We start from the raw sequence: 1,028 nt of genomic DNA on the forward strand, positions 1-1,028 counted from the left end.
CGCAAGGCCGTTGCGCCCTTCGGCGGGTCGGGTTGCAATCCGTCGGGTCGCTATGCCATCCTCTTCTTGCGGGTCGGAAAGCGACCCAACGGATCGAGGAGAGATCGCGTGTGACCACCCTGGAATCCCGTCTGAACGAGACGGTCAAGCTCCTGTTGACCCGTACCGGTCGGAGTCACGCCGACCTTGCCGGGGGCCTGGGCCTTACCCGCGCTCCCGTCTCGGCCCGGCTCCGGGCTCCTGAGAGTCAGTCGGTCTGGAGGGTCAACGACCTTCCGCCGCTGGCGGACTTCTTCGGCCTGACGGTCTGCGAACTGATCTCGGGCTACAGCTCGATCCCAGAGGACCGGTTGCCCCCGGCCGCTGGAAGTGCAGGACAGACCCGCATCTAACTCCACAAAGACGGACGGCCCCCGTTGCCCCGGGAGCCGCCCACATCCACGAGCTCTTGGAAGGACTCCCGTGGACAAGACCCAAGGATGGGCGTCGGCTGCTGCCGGAGCCAAATCGTCCGTGATCAACACGCTTGACGCGCTGACCCCGGCGTTCGTCCCGTTCGCGGCCCGCTGGGACGCTGAGGCCGACCGCCGGGCCAAGCTCCGGACCCCGGAACACCTCAAAGCGCTGATGGACGCGCAGCGGGCCCACAACTCGGCTCGCTCGACGGCGGCCACGGCCAAGACCCAGCGGGCGGCGGCCCGGAAGGGAAGCAAGAACCCGCTTGGTACGGCCCGCCGGGCGGCGGCAACGGCGGACCGCGCGGCCCGCAAGCACAGGGGCGACGCTAAGACGGACCTCAAGACGGCCCGCCGGAACTACCCGGTGACGCTGGCGACGCTCGCGGTCCGGGGTCACGCGCTGCACGTGGTCCCCGCGTCGCTCGCCTCCTGGGCGCTCTCGACCTCGGCGGACTGGGCCACCTGGCCCGCGTCGGTCTCGGCCGGTCTGATCGCTGCTCACGTCGGCGGCCTGTGGCTCGGTCGGCGTCAGCTCTCGCTGACCGTGGAAGACGGGGCGACCCTCGAAGA

Annotated in this window: 2 protein-coding genes; both read left to right on the forward strand. The window is 69.9% G+C overall.

Annotation, left to right across the window (positions count from 1 at the left end; translation table 11 throughout):
- The first annotated feature begins 110 nt into the window (after positions 1-110).
- Positions 111-392, forward strand: coding sequence for a hypothetical protein (locus AB0F52_RS48685; RefSeq protein WP_360186505.1), 282 nt, complete (start codon positions 111-113; stop codon positions 390-392).
- Between the two features lie 121 nt (positions 393-513).
- Positions 514-1,028: hypothetical protein (locus tag AB0F52_RS48690; RefSeq protein WP_360186508.1), on the forward strand; the 515-nt coding region annotated here is incomplete at its 3' end.

It is taken from the genome of Amycolatopsis sp. NPDC024027, assembly GCF_040638975.1.
In the GTDB taxonomy this organism is placed as follows: domain Bacteria; phylum Actinomycetota; class Actinomycetes; order Mycobacteriales; family Pseudonocardiaceae; genus Amycolatopsis.